Raw genomic sequence first — 14944 nt, 5'->3', positions numbered from 1 at the left:
GGCCGGCCCGGCACCGCACCCCTTCTTCCGGAGGCCGTACTTCGTGAGCACCACCCCGCACCCGGTCCGCACCACCGACTACCACACCGCAGGCGAACCCTTCAGGATCGTCGACGAGGACCTGCCGCCGATCCCCGGCGACACCGTCGCCGAACGCCGGGCCCTCGCGCTCCGGCTCGGACCCCTCGACGAGCTGCGCCGCCTCCTGGTCAGGGAACCGCGCGGACACTCCGGCATGTACGGCGGATTCATCGTCCCGCCCGACGACGACGGCGCCCACTTCGGCGTGCTGTTCTGGCACAAGGACGGCTACTCCACCGCCTGCGGCCACGGCACGATGGCGCTCGGTGCCTGGGCCGTCGACACCGGACGCGTCCCGGCACCGGAGGACGGCGACGTCCCCGTCCGCATCGACGTGCCCTCCGGGCGTGTCACCGCGACCGTCCATCGCGCGGGCGGCCGCACCACCGGCGTCACCTTCCGCAACGTCCCGACGCGCGTCCTCGCGCGCAAGGTTCCGGTGACCACCTCGCACGGCACCGTCGAGGTCGACCTCGCCGACTCCGGTGCCGTCTACGCCTCCGTCCCCGCGTCCGCCCTCGGCCTCGACACGGCCAGGTCCTCGCTGCCCGCTCTGGTCCGGGCCGGGCGGGAGATCCGCGCCGCGCTCCCCGAGCACGACGTGTACGGCGTCATCCTGTTCGACGAGCTGCCGGACACCCCCACCGGGCCGCACCAGCGGAACGTCACCGTCTTCGCCGACGGGCAGATCGACCGCTCGCCCTGCGGATCGGGCACCTCCGCACGGCTCGCCCTGCTCGGCGAGGAGGGGCGACTCGCCCCCGGTGACACGCTCACGCACGAGTCCGTGGCCGACACCGTGTTCACCGGACGACTGCTGCCCGGAGGCATCACCGAGGTGACCGGGGCGACCCACCGCACCGGCACCCACACCTTCTTCCTGGACCCCCACGACGACCTCGGAACGGGATTCCTGCTGTGACGGCTGAGACTGCCAAGACGGCAGCGACGGCAGCGACGGCAGCGACGGCAGAGACGGCAGCGACGGCAGCGACGGCAGAGACGGCAGAGATGGCAGAGACGGCCAAGAGGGCGAAGACGGCGAAGACGGCCAACCCGGCGGCCACCGCGACGACCGGCAAGCCCGACCTGCTGCACATCGACGCCCCGACCATGACCCGCCTCCTCACCCCGGCGGCCGCCGTCGACGTCCTCGCCGACGTCCTGCGCGCCGGATTCGACCCCGAGGCCGCCCCGCCCCGCACCGCCGTCCCCGTCCCGGCCGGCGAACTGCTCCTCATGCCCGCCGCCGACCACATGTACGCCGGAGTGAAGATCGCGGGCGTGGCTCCCGGCAACCCGGCCCGCGGGCTGCCCCGCATCACCGGCTCCTACCTCCTCCTGGACGGAGCCGGCCTCCGGCCGCTCGCCCTGCTCGACGGCCCCGCCCTCACCGAGCTGCGCACCCCGGCCGTCTCGGCGCTCGCCGTACGGCAGCTGACGGCGGACGACCGGCCCCTGCGTCTCGTGCTCTTCGGCACGGGGCCTCAGGCGTACGGCCACCTGGAGGCCGTCCTCGCCGTGCGCGAGGTCGCGGAGGCCGTCGTCGTCGGGCGCAACCCGATCGGCGCGCGCGCCCTCGCCGGGTACGCGCGGTCGCTCGGCGTGCCCGCCCGGGCCGGCACGCCCGACGACGTGGCCGGGGCCGACCTCGTCGTCTGCTGCACCACGGCCCGCGAGCCCCTCTTCGACGGCACGCTGGTCGCCCCCGGCGCCACCGTCGTCGCGGTCGGCTCGCACGAGCCGACGGCCCGGGAGACCGACACGGCGCTCGTGGCCCTCGCCGAGGTGTACGTCGAAGCCCGCGCGGCGGCGCTCCGCGAGGCCGGCGACCTGCTCGTGCCCATGGCCGAGGGGGCGGTCGGGGAGGACCACATCGCGGGCACCCTCGCCGACCTGGTGCACGGACGGCTCCCCTCCGGGCGGCCGCGGCTCTTCAAGAGCGTGGGCATGGCCTGGGAGGACCTCGCCGTCGCCGGCGCCCTGTACCGCGCGGCCCGCGGGGCCGCCTGAACACACCGACGCCGGCACCGCTCGTCTGATGCGGCGCCGGCGTCGGCCTGCCAGGGCGGAAGACCGGTCAGGCCTTTCGGTGCCGGAGGTTCACGACCGCCGCCCGCGCCACCATCGCGGGGTGCAGGAAGCGCGGCGGACCGATGAGCCGGGACGCGAACATGTGCATGTGCCGGGCCACGGCCCCGTCGCGCGCCGCCGCCGAGAACATCAGCCGTTCCAGGGGGTTGAAGGGCCGGCCCTTGGCGAAGTCGGCCGCCAGGTACTGGTGCCCGCCGAGCCGGCGCCGGTGCCTGCGCGCGTACGCCGCGAGCGCCCTGTCGAGGTCGTCCGCACCGGTCAGGGCCGGGGCGACCGCCTCCGTCAGCCACTGCGCGGACTCCAGCGCCCACCCGCATCCGACGCCCCACAGCGGATCGCCGGTCAGGGCCGCGTCGCCGATGAGCGCGAGGCCCGGCGCGCTCGCCCTGCGCGTGTGCAGCGGGTAGTCGACGGTGCCGGTGATCTTCGTGACGCGCTCGGCGGCGTCGATGGCCGGAGCGTCGGGCAGGGAGCGGACGAACTCCAGGAAGCTGCCCTCCAGATCCTCCCGGAAGGCCGGGAGGCGCTTCTTGTCCGGGAGCACGGCGACGACCGTCACCCCGTCGTCGTTCGGAAAGGCGTACGCCATGTCGGGCACCAGGAACCAGGCGTGACTGATCCCGTCGCGCAGAGGCAGGTTCCGGAAGTGCGCGAGATAGCCGAAGCGCGCGTTCTCGTGCCGGCGGGTGGGCACCCCGGCGAACCCGGCCACGGCCGAGTCCTTGCCGTCGGCGCCGACCACCAGGCGGGCCCGGATCTCGCGCTCCCCCTCGGGCGTCGACGCCCGCACCCCGACCGTGCGCCCGGCCTCCTCGATCAGCCCGGTCACCTTGTGGCCGAGGAGGACGTCGACGCCGAGGGTCTCGGCCGCACGGGACCTGATCAGCGGGTCGAGGGTGCTGCGCCGGACGTTGTAGCCGTAGGGAAGCTCGGGGCCGGGCGCGGCCCGCGGCTCGATCCATCCCCAACGGGTGTACCAGCGGGCCTCGTTGCGCACGGCGCCGGCCTTCTCCAGGGCGGGTATGAGGCCGAGCTCCCGGAGGACCGGGGTGGCGTTGGCGGTGATGGAGTGGGTGCACAGCGCCTTGTACGCCCCGGGGCGCGAGCGGCGTTCGAGCAGTGCGACGCGGGCACCGCGCCGGGCGAGCAGGATCGCCGCGGTGCATCCGGCGAGGCTGGCCCCGCTGATGACGACGTCGTGGTCGGGTCCGGCGCTCTCGTGCTTGGACATGCTCTGATCGTCCCCCGGTGGTCTGGTGACACTTCTGTCAGGAACATGAGGACGAGAAACATGAACAGTTGTCAAGAGCGCCGGCGCACCCTCACCTTCCCCCGGAGCCCTCCGTGCCCTCCGGGAAGTGGCAGGCCACCTGCCGGGCCTCGCCCGGGCCGGCGATCCGCAGCAGCGGTGCCTCGGTCCGGCAGATCTCCCGGGCCTTGGGGCAGCGCGGGTGGAAGGTGCAGCCCGGCGGGGGAGCGGCCGGGCTCGGCGGGTCCCCGAGCAGCGTGATCCGCTCCCTGGCCCGCTCGGCCGCCGGGTCGGGCAGGGGTACGGCGGAGAGCAGCGCCCGGGTGTAGGGGTGGGCGGGCGCCGCGTACACCCGCTCCTTCGCGCCGATCTCCACGATCCGGCCGAGGTACATGACCGCGACCCGGTCGCAGACGCGCTTCACCACGGACAGGTCGTGCGCGATGAAGAGGTAGGCGAGGCCGAGTTCGCGCTGGAGGCGTTCCATCAGGTTGACGATCTGTGCCTGGACGGAGACGTCGAGGGCGGAGACCGGCTCGTCGGCGACGACGAGCCGGGGCCCGGTGGCCAGCGCGCGGGCGATGCCGATGCGCTGGGCCTGACCGCCCGAGAACTCGTGCGGATAGCGGTCGATGTGCTCCGGGATGAGTCCGACGAGCTCCATCAGCTCCACGGCCCGCTTGCGCGCCTCGGAGGCCGGGGTCCCCTGGACGAGCAGCGGGTCGGAGATGATCCGGGCGACGGTCTGCCGGGGGTTGAGGGAGGAATGCGGGTCCTGGAAGACCATCTGGAGCTCGCGCCGCAGCGGTTTCAGCTCGCGCTGGGAGAGGTGGCTGATGTCGCGTCCGTCGTACGAGACGGAGCCCGCGGTCGGTTCCAGGAGCCGCACGATCATGCGGCCGGTGGTGGACTTGCCGCAGCCGGACTCGCCGACGAGGCCGAGGGTCTCGCCCGCCGCCACGTCGAAGGAGACGCCGTCGACGGCTCGTACGGGCGCCGAGCGGGCCCGGCGCCCGGGGAACGTCATGGTCAGGTCCCGGACGCTCAGCAGGGACGGGGCTGTGGTGGTCATGAGGGAACGCCTTCGTACGCGGGGAAGTGGCAGGCGGCCGGGTGCCCGTCCGGGCCGGCGAGCAGCGGGCGTTCGCCCGTGCAGCGCGCCCGCTCCTCCTCGGAGCCGGCGGCCGCGCGGGGGCAGCGGGGCGCGAACGCGCAGCCCGGTGCCGGGTCGAGGAGGGACGGCGGGCTGCCGGGGATCGCCCGCAGCGGTGCGTCGTCGTGGTCGTCGAGCCGGGGCAGCGAGTCGAGCAGACCCCGGGTGTACGGATGGGCCGGGGCGGCGAACAGGGCGTCCACCGGGGCGTGTTCGGCGGCCCGGCCGCCGTACATCACGAGGACGTCGTGCGCGACCCGGGCGACCACCCCCAGATCGTGCGTGATCATGACGACGGACAGTCCGCGGTCCTGCTGGAGGCGGGCGATCAGCTCCAGGATCTGGGCCTGGACGGTGACGTCGAGCGCCGTCGTCGGCTCGTCGGCGATGAGCAGGTCCGGCTCGCAGGCGAGCGCCATCGCGATCATCACGCGCTGCCGCATGCCGCCGGAGAACTGGTGCGGGTACTCGCCGGCCCGGCGGCGGGGCTCGGGGATGCCGACCTCGCCGAGCGCCTCGACGGCCCGCTCGCGGGCGGCCGCGCGCCGGGACCCGAAGTGCACCCGGTGGTGCTCGGCGATCTGCTCGCCGACCGTGTAGTACGGGTGGAGGCTGGACAGCGGGTCCTGGAAGATCATCGCCATCCTCCGGCCGCGCAGCCGGTTGAGCTCGCGCTCCGGCAGGCCGGTCAGTTCGCGGCCGGCGAGGGCGACGGAGCCGGTGACCTCGGCGCCGGTGTGCAGGCCCATCACGGCGAGCGAGGTGACGGACTTGCCGGAGCCGGACTCGCCGACGATCCCGAGCGTGCGCCCGGGAAGGACGTCGAAGGAGAGGGAGTCCACGGCACGCACGGGGCCGCGCTTGGTCGGGAAGGTGACCGTGAGGTCCCGTACCGACAGCAGGGGGGCCGAGTCGCCCATCAGTACCTCACTCGGGGGTCGACGACGGCGTACAGCAGGTCGACGGCCAGGTTGGCGACGACGATGAAGGTGGCGGCGAGCAGGGTCACCCCGAGGATGACGGGCTGGTCGCCGGTGGACAGGGCGCCGTAGAAGAGGCGGCCGATGCCGGGCAGTCCGAAGATGGACTCGGTGATCACCGCGCCGGCGAGCAGTCCGCCCAGATCCATCCCGAAGATGGTCAGGATCGGTGTCATGCCCGCGCGCAGCCCGTGCTTGACGACCACCGTGCGGCGCGGCAGCCCCTTGGCGCGCGCGGTGCGGATGTACGGCTCCGCCATGGACTCGATCATCGAGCTGCGGCTCTGGCGGGCGTACATCGCGGCGTACAGGATCGCGAGCGCCAGCCAGGGGAGCAGCAGGTTGGTGGCCCAGGAGACGGGGTCGGAGGCGAAGGGCACGTACTGCGGGTAGGGGAGCAGTCCGGAGACCCGGATCAGTCCGTAGATCAGCAGCACCGAGGTGAAGTAGACGGGCAGCGAGGCGGCGGCGACCGCGCCGACCATCAGGGCCCGGTCGGTGAGGGTGTCCTTGTGCAGGGCGGCGGTGACGCCCGCGGAGAGCCCGAGCAGCAGCCAGATCGCGGCCGCGCCCAGGGCGAGCGACGCGGAGACCGGCAGCCGGTCCACGAGCAGGTCCCATACGCTCTGGCTGTTCTCGTACGAGTAGCCGAGGCACGGGAAGTCGCAGTGCAGGGCGTACTGGCCGCTGCCCATGGTGCGGCCCGTGAAGATGCCGGTGACGAAGTCGGTGAACTGCCGCCACAGCGGGGCGTCCAGGCCCATGTGGGCGCGGATCGCCTCAAGGCGCTCGGCGCTGCACGACTTGCCGCAGGCCGCGGCGGCCGGATCGGAGGGCAGGACGTAGAAGATGGTGAAGGTGACGGCGGCGATGGCGACGAGGACGCCGAGCACGCCCAGGAGCCGGCGCCCGAGGTAGGGGATCACGTGCCGCTCCCTCGCGGGTCGAGGACGTCGCGCAGCGCGTCGCCGAGGAGGGTGAAGGCGAGCACGGTGAGGAAGAGGCAGAGGCTCGGGACGACGAAGTACATGGGATCCGTGTCGTAGTAGGCGACGCTCTCGGCGATCATCTGGCCCCAGGACGGGGTGGGCGGGCGGACTCCGACGCCGAGATAGCTGAGGGCCGCCTCGGTGGCGATCATGCCGGGGACGATCAGGGTGGTGTACGCGATGACGGGCCCGGCGACGCCCGGCAGGATGTCGCGGGCGAGGATCCGCCAGGGCCCCGAACCGCCGACGCGTGCGGCGTCGACGTACTCGCGGTGCTTGAGCGACAGGGTCTGGCCGCGGACGACGCGGGCGATGCCGGGCCAGCCGAAGAGGCCGATGACGGCGGTCATGAGGAGGGTCCGGTTGACGTCCCTCGCCACCGACATCATCGCGATCATGAAGATGAGGGAGGGGAAGGACATGGTGAGGTCCATCAGCCGGGAGAGCACGGTGTCGGTGCGCCCGCCGAAGTAGCCGGCGGCGATGCCGGCCGCCGTCCCGGCGACGACGACGATCGCCGTCGCCGAGAAGGCGATGAGCAGGGACACCTGGGCGCCGTGCACGACCCGGGCGAACAGGTCGCGGCCGGTGACGGGTTCGACGCCGAGCCAGTGCTCCGCCGAGACGCCGCCGAGCGCGCCGATGGGCTGACCGCCCAGATACGGGTCGACGGCGCTCTTGTCGAACTCCGCCGGGCCCCAGCCGCCCAGCGAGCCGATCAGCGGGGCGGCCACGGTCAGGAGCGCGAAGAAGACGACGACGGCGAGCGAGAGCTTCACGGAGGTCCGGCGGCGCAGCTCCGCCCGGGCGAGCTGCCAGGGCCCGCTGCCCCCCGTCACGGGCGGGGAGGTCGAGATGGTGGTCATGACGTCCTTCAGCTCGCGCTCTTCGACGGGTCCTTGAGACCGACCGTCGCGAAGTCGAGCTGTCCGCCGAAGGAGGTGTGGCCGAAGGCGCCGGCGATGTTCGTGCCGAGCAGCAGGGGCCTGCGCTCGACGACGACGGGCGCGGTCGGGGCCTTGGCGAGGATCTCCCCGTCGAGCTCCTGCCATGCCTTGTCGGCCTGCGCGGCGTCCGTCATCGCGGCGATCGCGTCCATCCGCTTCATGGTGGCGTCGTCACGGAAGAGTGAGTGGTTGCCGGAGTTGCCCTTCTCCTTGATGTAGCGGCCGTCGAAGACGAAGGGCAGGAAGGTCGACCCGGAGGGGAAGTCGGGGCACCAGCCGGTGTAGACGAGGTCGGTGCGGTTCTTGGTGTCGCCGATCGTGTCGTAGAAGGCGGAGGGGTCGACGGTCTCGATGGTCACCTTGATCCCGGCGCGGCCCAGGGACTGCTGGATCGCCTCGCCGACGGACTTGTCGCCGTTGGAGACGGTGATGCTGGTCGAGAAGCCGTCGGCCTTGCCCGCCTCCTTGAGGAGCTGCTTCGCCTTCTCCACGTCGCCGGTGAGCGGGATCTTCAGGGTGTCGGGCTGCTTGCCGCCGAAGAGGGACGCGGGCATGAGCGCGGTGGCCGGGTCGTTGAGGGCGGGGCCGCCGGACGCGGTGAGGATCGCCTCGCGGTCCAGGGCGTACTGGACCGCCTTGCGCACCCTGACGTCGTCGAAGGGCGCCCGGCCGGTGTGCATCTGGACCATCTCGGTGCAGCTGCTGGACTCGGCGAGGAGCCGCGCCCTGACGTCGGGCTTGGTGAGGACCTTGGGGGTGGACTCGGGGCGGAGCTTGTCCCAGGAGACCGCGGAGGCGTCGGCGCCGGCGGCGGCGATGAGCCGGTCGTCGATCTGGTTGGCCTTCAGGCCCATGGTGACGACGATCCGGTCCGGGTAGGCCTTGCGGACCGTGTCGGTCCCGGGGTCCCAGTGGGTGTTGCGGACGAGGACGAGCTGCTTGTCCCGGGCGTACGAGTCGATCTTGTACGGGCCGGAGGAGAAGGGACGGTTGTCGTACTGGGGCCCCTTGTCCTGCGCCTTGGGCACGGGAGCGAAGGTGGGCAGCACGGTCGCGTAGGGGAACTCGGCGAAGGGCTTGCGGAGTTCGAAGACGATGGTGCGGGCGTCGGGCGTCTTCACCGAGTCCAGGTGCCTGCCCTTGGCGGGGCCCTGGTAGCCCTCGGCGCCGACGAGGTAGCGGGCCGCGTAGTCGGGGCCGCCGGGCAGGTCGGGGGAGAAGGACCGCTCCACGTTGTACTTGACGTCCTGGGCGGTGATCGGCGACCCGTCCTCGTACTTCAGGCCCGGCTTGAGCCTGAAGGTCCAGGTCTTGGCGCCGTTGGAGGAGACGCCGAGGTCCTCCGCGAGGTCGGGTGTCAGCCGGCCGCCCTTCGCGCCGGGCTCCGCCTGGTACGCCAGGAGGGTGCGGTAGAGCAGCCGGGTGCCGAAGTCCATGTCGCCCATCACCCAGTTGCGGGCCGGGTCGAGGTGGGTGAAGTCCTGGTTGGACAGGACGGTGAGCGTGCCGCCCTTCTGCGGGGTCCCGCCGACGATCGCGCCGTTGGTGGAGGTGGCGGGGTTCTTGCGGTCCGGGGAGCCGCCGGCCTTGTCGCCGCCGGAACAGCCGGTCGTGCCGAGGGCGAGGGTCGTCACCAGGGCGATGGCCGTGGTGAGGGTGCGCTGGTTCATGGGTGGTCACTCCGGGAGAACAGCAGTCGGACAGCCGGCTTCGGTGAGCGAGGGCGACTGGAATGTGACCGGTAACATAGTAATGTGAAATTGTACTGACAAGGTGTCGGGAGCTCCGTTACCCATCCGTGTCCGTGAGGTCGGCAGCGGTGGCGACGCGACAACTGAGAAGCTCCCCACGGCCCTTGGCAACTCCAGTGCCATGTGAAATATTACTGCCGTGCCCACGAGAAACACCTCGGATGTCATCGTCGTCGGCGCCGGCGTCGTCGGCGCGGCCTGCGCCCACTACGCCGCCCGAGCCGGCCTCACCGTCACCGTCGTCGACCGCGGTTCCGTCGCCGGCGGAACGACCGGGGCGGGCGAGGGAAACCTCCTGGTCTCCGACAAGGAACCCGGACCCGAACTCGAACTCGCCCTGATCGCGACCGCGTTGTGGCGGGAACTGTCCGAACTGCTCCCGCCGCAGGTCGAGTACGAGGCCAAAGGCGGCCTCGTCGTCGCCTCGGGCGAGCCGGGAATGCGCGCCCTGCGCGACTTCGCGGCCCGCCAGGAGAAGGCGGGCGTCACCAGCCAGGAGGTCTCCGCGGACCGGCTCCACGACCTGGAGCCCCACCTCGCACCCACCCTGGCGGGCGGCTTCCACTATCCCCAGGACGCCCAGGTGATGCCCGCCCACGCCGCCGCCGCGCTGCTGCGCACGGAAGGCGACCGGATCCGGCTCCGCCTCGGCGAGGAGGTCACGGCCCTGCTCACCGGCGCGGCCGGAGAGATTCGCGGCGTACGGACCACGGCCGGCGAGCTCCACGCCCCGTACGTGGTCAACGCCGCCGGAACCTGGGGCGGCGCCCTCGCCGAACTCGCGGGCGTCCACCTGCCCGTACTGCCCCGCAGAGGCTTCGTCCTCGTCACCGAACCGCTCCCGCGCGTCGTGCGCCACAAGGTGTACGCCGCCGACTACGTCGCGGACGTCGCCAGCGGCTCCGCCGCGCTCCAGACCTCGGCCGTCGTCGAGGGCACACCGGCGGGCCCCGTCCTGATCGGTGCCAGCCGGGAACGCGTCGGCTTCGACCGCACGCTCTCCACCGAGGTCGTGCGCCGGCTCGCCGCCGGGGCCACCGCGCTGTTCCCGGTCCTCGGGACCGTACGGGCCATCCGCACGTACCTCGGCTTCCGCCCGTACCTGCCGGACCACCTTCCCGCGATCGGCCCCGACCCCCGCGTCCCCGGCCTGCTCCACGCCTGCGGCCACGAAGGAGCGGGCATCGGACTCGCCCCCGTGACCGGGCGGATCGTCGCCGCCTGCATCACCGGCGCCGCACCGCCCGTCGACATCCACCCGTTCCGGCCGGACCGGTTCGGCGACGCCCCCTCGGCCACCGGCACCGCGCCCTGAGGTACGGGATCCGATCCACCGACACCGCGCCCCCGAGGTGCGCGCACCCACCGTCACGAGAGGAGGGCCCGTGGCCCGCACCCCCGCCGACCTCGTCGGCGCACAGCCCGATCCGCCGTTCGAGATCACCTTCGACGGCCGTCGCGTCACCGCCCTGCCGGGCCAGACCGTCGCCGCCGCCCTGTGGGGCGCCGGCATCCTCGCCTGGCGCACCACCCGGGACGGCGGCCGGCCGCGCGGCGCCTTCTGCGGCATCGGCCAGTGCTACGACTGCCTCGCCACCGTCAACGGCGAACCCAACCGGCGCGCCTGCCTGGTCCCCGCCCGCCCCGGCGACACGATCACCACCCAGGAGGGCCACGGCCATGACCGTCTCACCGTCTGAGCCCGAGACGTACGACCTGGCGGTCGTGGGAGCCGGTTCCGCGGGACTCTCCGGCGCCGTCACGGCCTCCGAACTCGGCCTCACCGTCGCCCTCCTCGACACCTCCGCCCAGACCGGCGGCCAGTACTACCGGCACCCCGCGCCCGCGCTCGGCGCCGTGCGGCCCGAGGCGCTGCACCACGACTGGTCCGCCTTCGCCGACCTCCGCCGCCGCCTCGCCGGAAGCGGCGTCTCCCACCTCGCCGGACACCACGTGTGGTCCACGGTGCGGGAGGGCGACGGGACCTGGACGGTCCACGCGGTCACCGGAGCCGACGGCGACGGAGAGCGGCCCGTGCGCGTCCGGGCCCGCGCCCTGCTGCTGGCCACCGGCGCCTACGAACGCCAACTTCCGTTCCCCGGCTGGACCCTGCCCGGCGTCGTCGGCGCCGGAGGAGCCCAGGCCATGCTCAAGTCCGGCCTCGTGCTGCCCGGCCGCCGCATCGTCGTGGCCGGCAGCGGCCCCCTGCTGCTCGCCGTCGCCTCCTCCCTCGCCGCCGCCGGCGCGCAGGTGCCCGCCGTGGTCGAGGCCGCCGGCTATCTGCGGTACGCCCGCAGCCCCCGGGCGCTCCTGGCCAACCCGGGGAAGGCCGCCGAAGCGGTGCTGCACGGAGCCGGGCTGCTCCGGCACCGGGTCCGCGTCCGGCTGCGCAGCGCCGTCACCGAAGTGCACGGCACCGGCCGGGTCGAGGGCGTGACCGTCTCCCGCCTGGACGCCGACTGGCGCCCCGTACCCGGAACGGGCCGCCGGATCGCCTGCGACGCCCTGGCCGTCGGCCACGGCCTCGTCCCGCAGATCGAGCTGGCCACGACCCTTGGCTGCGCCACCCGGGCGCTCCCCGACGGCACCCTCGGCCTGGCCCTGGACGACTTCCAGGAGACCTCGGAGCGCGGACTGTGGGCGGCGGGGGAGACCGGCGGCGTGGGTGGGGCGGAACTCGCCCGCACGGAAGGCGAGCTGGCGGCCCGGGCCATCGCCGCGCGACTCCTCGGTCGCCCTGCCGGCGAGGGCCGGGTCGCCGAGCTCCGGCGCCGCCGGGACCGGATGCGCGCCTTCGCCGACGTGATGGCCGCGGCCCACGCCCCGGGCCCCGGATGGCAGGGCTGGCTCACCGACGACACGGACGTCTGCCGCTGCGAGGAGGTCAGTGCCGGTCGCGTCCGCGCGGCCGTCACCGAGCTCGGCGCACGGGACGCGCGCACCGTCAAACTCCTCACCCGGGCGGGCATGGGCTGGTGCCAGGGCCGGATGTGCGGGACGGCCGTCGCCTGCCTCGCCGCGCGCGACGGTGCGACCGAACCGCCCGCGGAGCGGCGCCCGTTCGCCGTGCCGGTCCGGCTGTCGGCGCTCGCCGCCCTGGAAGCCCCGGAGGAGGAACCGGAACCCGAGGCTTCCTAGAGCCCGAGAGGCCCGTGCGGGCCTCTCCCCTTTGGAAATCTGTAAAATGTCACACACTATAGAAAGGTCATCGACATGACCGCCACCACCTGGAACACCGACCGCCCCTGGCGCGGCATCATGGTCGCCACCACCCTCCCCTTCCGCGAGGACCTCTCCGTCGACCACGACGCCTACGCCGAGCACGTCGCCTGGCTGATCGCCAACGGCTGCGACGGCGTCGTCCCGAACGGCTCCCTCGGCGAGTACCAGACCCTCACCGACGCCGAGCGCGCCCAGGTCGTCCGTACCGCCGTCGAAGCGGCCGGCGACGGGGCCCGCGTCATGCCGGGCGTCGCCGCCTACGGCAGCGCCGAGTCCCGCCGCTGGGCCGAGCAGGCCGCCGAGGCCGGCTGCGGCTCGGTCCTCCTCCTGCCGCCCAACACCTACCGCGCCGACGCGGCGGCCGTACGCGCCCACTACACCGAGGTCGCCGGAGTCGGGATCCCCGTCGTCGCGTACAACAACCCCTTCGACACCAAGGTCGACCTCACCCCCGACCTCCTTGCCCGGCTGCACGGCGACGGCAGCATCGTCGCGGTGAAGGAGTTCAGCGGCGACGTGCGGCGCGCGTACGAGATCGCCGAACTCGCCCCCGAGCTGGACCTGCTCATCGGCGCGGACGACGTCCTCCTGGAGCTGGCCGTGGCCGGCGCCGTCGGGTGGATCGCCGGCTACCCCAACGCCTTCCCCGCCAGCTGCGCCACGCTCTACCACGCCGCCGTCGCGGGCGACCTGACGACCGCGCTGCCGTTGTACAAGTCCCTGCACTCCTTGCTGCGCTGGGACTCGAAGACGGAGTTCGTCCAGTCCATCAAGCTCTCCATGGACATCGCCGGCCGCCCCGGCGGCCCCACCCGGCCGCCGCGCCACCCGCTCACCGGCACGACGGAGACGGCGGTGCGAACGGCGACGGAGAAGGCGGTGGCGGAGGGACACCACTGAGACCGGGCTCGGGCAGGCGCGGCCGAGGCCGGGGGGCGGATGCGGGCGCGTGACGGCGTCCCAGGGCGCCTCCTGCCCGGCCGCCCCTCCCGGACGTCGCCCTTCCCGGGCACCCCCCGTCCCGGACAACCCTTTCCCAGTCCAACCCCTCCCCGGAGGCCTCCTCCCGTGACCGACGCACCTCCCACCCTCGTCTCCCGCAACCCGGCCGACCCGGCCGACGTGCTCCTGCAGACGGCCGCTCCCGGTGCCTTCGCCGCCGTCGACACCGTCGAGCGGGCCCGGGCGGCGCAGCCCGGCTGGCTGCTCGCCGGGGCCGCCGCGCGGTCGGCCGCCCTCGACGCCATCGCCACCGCCGTCGACGCCGCGGCCGGCGAACTCGCCGAACTCGCCGTGCGCGAGGTCGGCAAGCCGCTCTCCGAGGCCCGGGCCGAGGTGGCCCGTACCGCCGCGATCTGGCGCTACTACGCCCAGGCCCCCTACCAGTCCACCGGCGCCGTCCACGAGACCGCCGCAGGGGCCGGACTCCTCCTGACCCGGCGCCGCCCGCACGGCGTGGCCGGGCTCATCACGCCCTGGAACTTCCCCTTCGCCATCCCCACCTGGAAGGCCGCGCCCGCGCTCGCGGCCGGGAACACGGTCGTCCTCAAGCCCGCCCCCGAGGCCACGGCCTGCGCCCAGCGCCTCGCCGAGATCGTCCAGAAGGCCGTACCGGAGGGGGTGTTCACCGTCCTGCCCGGCGGCCCGACCGAGGGCAACGCGCTCGTCTCGGCCGTCGACGTCGTCTCCTTCACCGGATCCACGCCCGTCGGCCAGGCCGTGGCCCGGGCCGCGACCGCCCGGGGCATCCCGGCGCAGGCCGAGATGGGCGGACTGAACGCGGCGCTCGTCCTGCCCGACGCGGACATCGAACAGGCGGCCGGACACATCGCCGCCTCCATCGCCGGGTACGCGGGCCAGAAGTGCACCGCGACCAGTCGTGTCATCGCCGTCGGCTCCGCACTCGACCCGCTGCGCGAGGCGCTCTCCGAAGCACTGAGGGCCCTCCCGGTCGGAGACCCGTCCGACCCGGCCACCGTGTGCGGACCGCTCATCCAGGAAGGCGCCCGCGACCGGATGGTCGAGGCCTGCCGAGGGCTGAGCACGCTCGCCGGAGGCAGCGCGCTCGACCGGCCCGGCTGGTACGCGGCCCCGACCCTCGTCGAGAAGGTGTCGCCCGGGCACCGGCTGCTGCGCGAGGAGGTCTTCGGCCCCGTCGCGTCTCTGCTCGCCGCCGACGACCTCGCCCACGCGATCCGGATCACCAACTCCGTCCCGTACGGCCTGGTCACCTCGGTCCACACCGCGGACCTCAACACGGCTCTGAACGGCCTCGACCTCCTGGACACCGGCATGATCCGGATCAACGCCCCCTCCACCGGCGTCGACTTCCACCTGCCGTTCGGCGGCTCCAAGGCCTCCAGCCACGGGCCGCGCGAGCAGGGCGGAGCCGGCCTGGAGTTCTACACGTCGGGCCGGACGTACACCCTGGCGCCGGCGGGCCCGGCGGCCTGACCCCGTACGGTGGTGGGCCCCGCT

The 14944-nt window shown here is 73.6% G+C and carries 13 protein-coding genes; 7 read left to right on the top strand and 6 right to left on the bottom strand.

Annotated features, from left to right (window positions below; translation table 11 throughout):
- Positions 1–43 precede the first annotated feature (43 nt).
- Both ABT041_RS10280 and ABT041_RS10275 read left to right on the top strand, forming a co-directional pair.
- The gene (locus ABT041_RS10280) at positions 44–1003 is read left to right on the top strand and encodes a proline racemase family protein (RefSeq protein WP_351182102.1); all 960 of its coding nucleotides are present in this window, start codon (positions 44–46) and stop codon (positions 1001–1003) included.
- A 191-nt stretch (positions 1004–1194) separates the two neighbouring features.
- Entirely contained in the window at positions 1195–2094 is a 900-nt protein-coding gene (locus ABT041_RS10275; RefSeq protein WP_351182733.1) for an ornithine cyclodeaminase family protein, read from the top strand.
- A gap of 67 nt (positions 2095–2161) precedes the next feature.
- Here ABT041_RS10275 and ABT041_RS10270 read toward each other — a convergent pair whose 3' ends face one another.
- The 6 genes from ABT041_RS10270 to ABT041_RS10245 all read right to left on the bottom strand — a co-directional run bounded on the left by ABT041_RS10270 (position 2162) and on the right by ABT041_RS10245 (position 9163).
- The gene (locus tag ABT041_RS10270; RefSeq protein WP_351182099.1) at positions 2162–3406 is read right to left on the bottom strand and encodes an NAD(P)/FAD-dependent oxidoreductase; all 1245 of its coding nucleotides are present in this window, start codon (positions 3404–3406) and stop codon (positions 2162–2164) included.
- Between the two features lie 91 nt (positions 3407–3497).
- Positions 3498–4496, bottom strand: coding sequence for an ABC transporter ATP-binding protein (locus ABT041_RS10265; protein WP_351182096.1), 999 nt, complete (start codon positions 4494–4496; stop codon positions 3498–3500).
- Positions 4493–5497 carry an ABC transporter ATP-binding protein gene (locus ABT041_RS10260; protein WP_351182093.1) on the bottom strand — a complete coding sequence of 335 codons (1005 nt, stop codon included), beginning with the start codon at positions 5495–5497 and terminating at the stop codon, positions 4493–4495. The genes ABT041_RS10265 and ABT041_RS10260 overlap by 4 nt, the downstream gene beginning before the upstream one ends.
- Positions 5497–6483, bottom strand: a complete 987-nt coding sequence (locus ABT041_RS10255; RefSeq protein WP_351182090.1) for an ABC transporter permease — start codon at positions 6481–6483, stop codon at positions 5497–5499. Before ABT041_RS10255 ends, ABT041_RS10260 begins: the two co-directional genes overlap by 1 nt.
- Positions 6480–7412, bottom strand: coding sequence for an ABC transporter permease (locus tag ABT041_RS10250; RefSeq protein ID WP_351182087.1), 933 nt, complete (start codon positions 7410–7412; stop codon positions 6480–6482). The genes ABT041_RS10255 and ABT041_RS10250 overlap by 4 nt, the downstream gene beginning before the upstream one ends.
- 8 nt (positions 7413–7420) lie before the next feature.
- Positions 7421–9163 (bottom strand): ABC transporter substrate-binding protein, encoded by a 1743-nt coding sequence (locus tag ABT041_RS10245; protein WP_351182084.1) that lies wholly within the window; start codon positions 9161–9163, stop codon positions 7421–7423.
- A 220-nt stretch (positions 9164–9383) separates the two neighbouring features.
- Here ABT041_RS10245 and ABT041_RS10240 point away from each other — a divergent pair, with 220 nt between their 5' ends.
- The 5 genes from ABT041_RS10240 to ABT041_RS10220 all read left to right on the top strand — a co-directional run bounded on the left by ABT041_RS10240 (position 9384) and on the right by ABT041_RS10220 (position 14920).
- The gene (locus tag ABT041_RS10240; protein WP_351182081.1) at positions 9384–10559 is read left to right on the top strand and encodes an NAD(P)/FAD-dependent oxidoreductase; all 1176 of its coding nucleotides are present in this window, start codon (positions 9384–9386) and stop codon (positions 10557–10559) included.
- A 70-nt stretch (positions 10560–10629) separates the two neighbouring features.
- Entirely contained in the window at positions 10630–10944 is a 315-nt protein-coding gene (locus tag ABT041_RS10235) for a (2Fe-2S)-binding protein (protein WP_351182078.1), read from the top strand.
- A complete protein-coding gene (locus ABT041_RS10230) occupies positions 10925–12382 on the top strand; it encodes an FAD-dependent oxidoreductase (protein WP_351182075.1) in 1458 nt (485 codons plus the stop codon). The genes ABT041_RS10235 and ABT041_RS10230 overlap by 20 nt, the downstream gene beginning before the upstream one ends.
- A gap of 75 nt (positions 12383–12457) precedes the next feature.
- Positions 12458–13366: a dihydrodipicolinate synthase family protein gene (locus tag ABT041_RS10225; protein WP_351182072.1), complete on the top strand. Its 909-nt coding sequence runs from the start codon at positions 12458–12460 to the stop codon at positions 13364–13366.
- 168 nt (positions 13367–13534) lie between these two features.
- Entirely contained in the window at positions 13535–14920 is a 1386-nt protein-coding gene (locus ABT041_RS10220; protein WP_351182069.1) for an aldehyde dehydrogenase family protein, read from the top strand.
- Positions 14921–14944: the final 24 nt, after the last annotated feature.

The sequence above is a fragment of the Streptomyces sp. NPDC002825 genome, assembly GCF_040295385.1.
Taxonomy (GTDB): Bacteria; Actinomycetota; Actinomycetes; order Streptomycetales; family Streptomycetaceae; genus Streptomyces.
This window is presented reverse-complemented; position numbering and strand designations above follow the sequence as displayed.

Bases quoted from the DNA above. Each gene is read 5' to 3' on its own strand.
- ABT041_RS10245 (WP_351182084.1), bottom strand. From the start codon at position 9,163: ATGAACCAGCGCACCCTCACCACGGCCATCGCCCTGGTGACGACCCTC.
- ABT041_RS10275 (WP_351182733.1), top strand. From the start codon at position 1,195: ATGACCCGCCTCCTCACCCCGGCGGCCGCCGTCGACGTCCTCGCCGAC.
- ABT041_RS10230 (WP_351182075.1), top strand. From the start codon at position 10,925: ATGACCGTCTCACCGTCTGAGCCCGAGACGTACGACCTGGCGGTCGTG.
- ABT041_RS10270 (WP_351182099.1), bottom strand. From the start codon at position 3,406: ATGTCCAAGCACGAGAGCGCCGGACCCGACCACGACGTCGTCATCAGC.
- ABT041_RS10225 (WP_351182072.1), top strand. From the start codon at position 12,458: ATGACCGCCACCACCTGGAACACCGACCGCCCCTGGCGCGGCATCATG.
- ABT041_RS10250 (WP_351182087.1), bottom strand. From the start codon at position 7,412: ATGACCACCATCTCGACCTCCCCGCCCGTGACGGGGGGCAGCGGGCCC.
- ABT041_RS10265 (WP_351182096.1), bottom strand. From the start codon at position 4,496: ATGACCACCACAGCCCCGTCCCTGCTGAGCGTCCGGGACCTGACCATG.
- ABT041_RS10260 (WP_351182093.1), bottom strand. From the start codon at position 5,497: ATGGGCGACTCGGCCCCCCTGCTGTCGGTACGGGACCTCACGGTCACC.